Source organism: Salipiger sp. HF18 (assembly GCF_011806505.1).
Classification (GTDB): domain Bacteria; phylum Pseudomonadota; class Alphaproteobacteria; order Rhodobacterales; family Rhodobacteraceae; genus Salipiger; species Salipiger thiooxidans.
Map to the genome: position 1 here is coordinate 1 of NZ_JAATOS010000358.1, position 4,167 is coordinate 4,167.

Consider the following 4,167-nt stretch of genomic DNA (forward strand, 5'->3'; position numbering starts at 1 on the left):
GTCCCATCGAGGAGGCGCCGGATGCCCCCGGGACGATGCAGCGCGGCTGACCGCCAGCGCGGGCAGGGGCGCGATTAGGGGGCGCGCAAAGGGAAGGGGGCCGGAGCCCCCCGCCACGGATCAGGGGATGATGCGGGTGTACTTGGTGCCGTCGAGCGTGGCGCCGACGCGCAGCCCGGACTGGCCGAAAATCACCGCGATCACCGGCGCCATCGAGGTGGTGGTCTCGGCCGCCAGCGTCTCGCCCTGTTCGGGGGTCGCATATTCGATGTTGGCGCCCGCGGCCCAGCCCGGCGAGCGGCGGAAGTTCAGCAGCGCTTCCTGCGTCATGAAGAACAGCACGTGCGCGTACTGTTGCGCACCGATCTGCAGGCCGCCCGAGCCCTTGACCATCGAGTAGTAGTCAACCGTGCTGCCGCCCACGCGCAGCGCGCCGCGGCCGTAGGCGCCGCCAAGGCCAAGCCCGGCCTCGGTCACCAGCGGCATCACCAGAAGGCCCGAGGCCTTCTGCGCGAGGTCGACCGTGCCGGGAAACTGCGTGTACATCTGGCTCAGCGTGCTGTCGACGCGGGCGTCGATCGTGTTGCTGCCGGTGCTTCCAATGCCGTTGCCGCACCCTGCGAGAACGCCCATCGCCCCCAGTCCGAGGGTGAGCGTGCGTCGTGTAATGTCCATGGATCTGCTCTCTGTCCTGTCTGAATATGTGCCTGACGCTGCCACTATTGCCCGGCTGTGCCGCCGGTTTATGTCGTACTTTATAGCGGCGGAAGCCGTTCCTGTCACGCCGAAGGCGCGCAGACGCGCGGCATTCCGCCATTCCGGCTTCACCTTTTGTCAGCCGTTGAGCAGCTTTGCCGCCGCCGGGGCGAAATAGGACAGCACCCCGTCGCAGCCTGCGCGCTTGAAGGCGGTGAGGCTCTCGATCATCACCCGGTCATGGTCGAGCCAGCCGCGCTCGGCCGCGCCCGCCAGCATCGCGTACTCGCCCGACACCTGGTAGGCGAAGGTGGGCGCCCCGAAGCTGTCCTTGGCGCGGCGGCAGATGTCGAGATAGGGCATGCCGGGCTTGACCATGATCATGTCGGCGCCCTCGCTCAGGTCGCGCTCGATCAGCCGCATCGCCTCGTCCGAGTTGCCGGGCTGCATCTGGTAGGTGGACTTGTCGCCCTTGAGCGCGCCGCTCGCGCCCACCGCGTCGCGGAACGGGCCGTAGAAGGCCGAGGCGTACTTGGCGGCGTAGCTCAGCAGCAGCGTGTTGCGGAAGCCCTCGCGCTCGAGCTCGGCGCGGATGGCGCCGATGCGCCCGTCCATCATGTCCGAGGGGCCGATGATGTCGACGCCTGCGCGGGCCTGGCTGAGCGCCTGCTTGACCAGCGCCTCCACGGTCTCGTCGTTGACGATCTCGCCGTTCAGGACGAAGCCGTCATGCCCGGTCGAGCTGTAGGGGTCGAGCGCCACGTCGCTCATGATCGCCATGTCGGGGACCGCGTCCTTGATGGCGCGCGCCGCCCGGTTCGAGAGGTTCTCGGGGTTCCACGCCTCGGCACAATCCTCGCTGCGCTTCGAGGGGTCGGTATAGGGAAAGAGGCAGATCGCCGGGATGCCGAGGGCGTAGGCTTCCTGCGCGGCCTCGACGACCTTGTCGACCGACAACCGGTTGACGCCCGGCAGCGAGGCGATGGGCTCGGACACGCCCTCGCCGTCGCGCACGAAGACCGGCCAGATGAAGTCGGCGGGGGTCAGGACGGACTGGTTCACCAATGCGCGTATCGCGGGGGATTTCCGAAGCCTGCGGAGCCGTGTTGCCGGAAAGGCGGCTAGCGTGGGTTTCATCGGTGCCTCTCTTGTAAACAGGCCACTTGGGTGGCATGGATAGGCGGCTGTCACAAGGCCCGCGCGACAATGGGCCGCTGAATAGGACTACGGGCCCCTCTTGGACTGGTATCAGATCGTTCTCGAAACCATCGACATGCGGTCGTTTTCGAACCTCTGGTTCTGGATCGCGCTGGCGGTCACATGGTCCTCGGCCAGCCACTGGGTCATCGGCGTTCCCTTCGACATGGTGGGCCGCGCCCGACGCCACGGCGGGCAGGCGGCGCGGGATCTCGAGGACGTGGTCCGTATCAACGTGAACCGTCTGCTCTACATCGCCGAGGAGACCGGCCTCTGGGCCGTCGCCATCGGCTCTGCGCTGCTTTCGGCGCTCGCCGTCTCGGGCTTCGTCTACCGCATCGAGCTGTCGCAGGCGCTCTTCCTGCTGGCCTTCCCGATGTCGCTGGTGGGGCTGCTCAGCGTCGCCACCGCCGCCCGCATCCGGGGCGAGGCGCTCTGCGGCCCGGACCTGTGGAAGAAGCTGTCGTCGCACCGCTTCTGGATCCAGGTCATCGGGATGCTCTCGATCTTCGTCACCGCGCTCTGGGGAATGTTCCAGAACATGTCCTACACCGCGCTGGGGGGCTGATCCCCGCGCCCGAACTGGGCGGTTGACGGCAGCCCCCTCGCAGGCCACATCCCATGACCATGTCACAGTCCCGCATCATCATGGGCGGCGCGCCCGAAGGTTTCGACGCGCGCCTCGTGCTCGCCGAGGCCGCCAAAGCCGGCGGCCCGGTCATCCACATTGCCCGCGACGACAAGCGCATGGCCGCCATGGCCGAGGCGCTGGCCTTCTTCGCGCCCGACATGCCGGTGGTGCGCTTCCCGGCCTGGGACTGCCTGCCCTATGACCGGGTGTCGCCCAACCCCGACATCTCGGCGGCGCGCATGGCGACGCTGGCGGGGCTGGTGCACGGCATGCCCTCGGGTTTCGTGCTGCTGACCACGCTCTCGGCGGCGACGCAGTACATCCCCGCGCGCGAGATCCTGCGCGAGGCGGCGTTCTCGGCCCGCGTCGGCAGCCGGGTGGACGAGGCGGCGCTGCGTGGCTTCCTCGTGCGCATGGGCTTCTCGCAGGCGCCGACGGTGACCGAACCCGGAGACTACGCCATCCGGGGCGGCATCATCGACATCTACCCGCCGGGGGACGGCGGGCCGGTGCGGCTCGACCTCTTCGGCGACGTGCTCGACGGCGCGCGCCGTTTCGACCCGGTGTCGCAGCGCACCACCGATAGGCTCGAGCTGGTCGAGCTGGCCCCTGTCTCCGAGGTCATCCTCGACGAGGCCTCGATCCTGCGCTTCCGGCAGAACTACCGCGTCGAGTTCGGCGCCGGCGGTGCCGACGATCCGCTCTACGAGGCGGTGAGCGCAGGCCGCAAGCAGCAGGGCATGGAGCACTGGCTGCCGTTCTTCCACGACCGGCTCGAGACGCTCTTCGACTACCTGCCGGGCGCGCCGGTGATGATGGATGACCAGCTCACGCCCGCCCGTCTGGCGCGCTGGGAAAGCATCGAGGACCAGTACGACCCCCGCCGCCACGCGATGACCCAGAAGGGCCGGATGGACTCGGTCTACAAGCCGGTGCCGCCGGGGCAGCTCTATCTCGACGACACCGCCTGGGACATGGCGGTTGAGGGTCGCCGCGTGGTGCAGTTCCATCCGTTGCAGCAGGCCAGCGGGCCCGGCGTGGTGGACGCGGGCGGCCGCATCGGGCGCAACTTCGCGCCCGAGCGCCAGCAGGAAAGCATCAGCCTTTTCGGTTCCTTAGCTGATCATGTTGAGAAGAAACTGCAAGATGGCCCGGTGCTCATCGCCTCGTGGTCTGAGGGCGCGCGCGAGCGCCTGACCGGGCTCATCGAGGACGAGGGGCTGGCCGAGGCGATCCCGGTCAACACCGGCACCCGCATCGGCAAGCGCGGACTGCATCTGGCTGTCTGGGCGCTGGAGAGCGGCTTCGAGGCGCCTTGGGGCGACCCGAAGGACAGGCAGCGCATCACGGTGATCTCCGAGCAGGACGTGCTCGGTGACCGGCTGATCCGCGCGCCCAAGAAGCGTCGCAAGGCCGAGAACTTCCTGACCGAGACGCAATCGCTGTCGCCGGGTGATCTGGTGGTCCACGTCGATCACGGCATCGGCCGCTACCAGGGTATGGAGGTGATCACCGCCGCGGGCGCCGCGCACGAGTGCCTTCTGCTGGAATATGCCGAGGGCGCAAGGCTTTACCTGCCGGTCGAGAACATCGAACTGCTCTCGCGCTACGGCCACGAGGAAGGTCTGCTCGACCGTCTCGGC

General features: G+C 68.3%; 4 protein-coding genes. 2 read left to right on the forward strand and 2 right to left on the reverse strand.

Annotated elements, in window-relative coordinates:
• Positions 1–120 precede the first annotated feature (120 nt).
• Both HC022_RS20425 and hemB read right to left on the reverse strand, forming a co-directional pair.
• Positions 121–675, reverse strand: a complete 555-nt coding sequence (locus tag HC022_RS20425) for a YSC84-related protein (RefSeq protein ID WP_008885200.1) — start codon at positions 673–675, stop codon at positions 121–123.
• A gap of 159 nt (positions 676–834) precedes the next feature.
• The gene (gene hemB, locus HC022_RS20430) at positions 835–1,833 is read right to left on the reverse strand and encodes a porphobilinogen synthase (protein ID WP_167453639.1); all 999 of its coding nucleotides are present in this window, start codon (positions 1,831–1,833) and stop codon (positions 835–837) included.
• Between the two features lie 100 nt (positions 1,834–1,933).
• Between hemB and HC022_RS20435 the strand changes: the two genes are divergently transcribed.
• Complete coding sequence (locus HC022_RS20435; protein ID WP_167453640.1) at positions 1,934–2,461, forward strand: component of SufBCD complex; 528 nt, start codon at positions 1,934–1,936, stop codon at positions 2,459–2,461.
• A 59-nt stretch (positions 2,462–2,520) separates the two neighbouring features.
• Positions 2,521–4,167, forward strand: a 1,647-nt coding sequence (locus HC022_RS20440; RefSeq protein WP_303049085.1) for a CarD family transcriptional regulator, incomplete at its 3' end; no start/stop codon positions are given.

Bases quoted from the DNA above. Each gene is read 5' to 3' on its own strand.
- HC022_RS20425 (WP_008885200.1), bottom strand. From the start codon at position 675: ATGGACATTACACGACGCACGCTCACCCTCGGACTGGGGGCGATGGGC.
- hemB (WP_167453639.1), bottom strand. From the start codon at position 1,833: ATGAAACCCACGCTAGCCGCCTTTCCGGCAACACGGCTCCGCAGGCTT.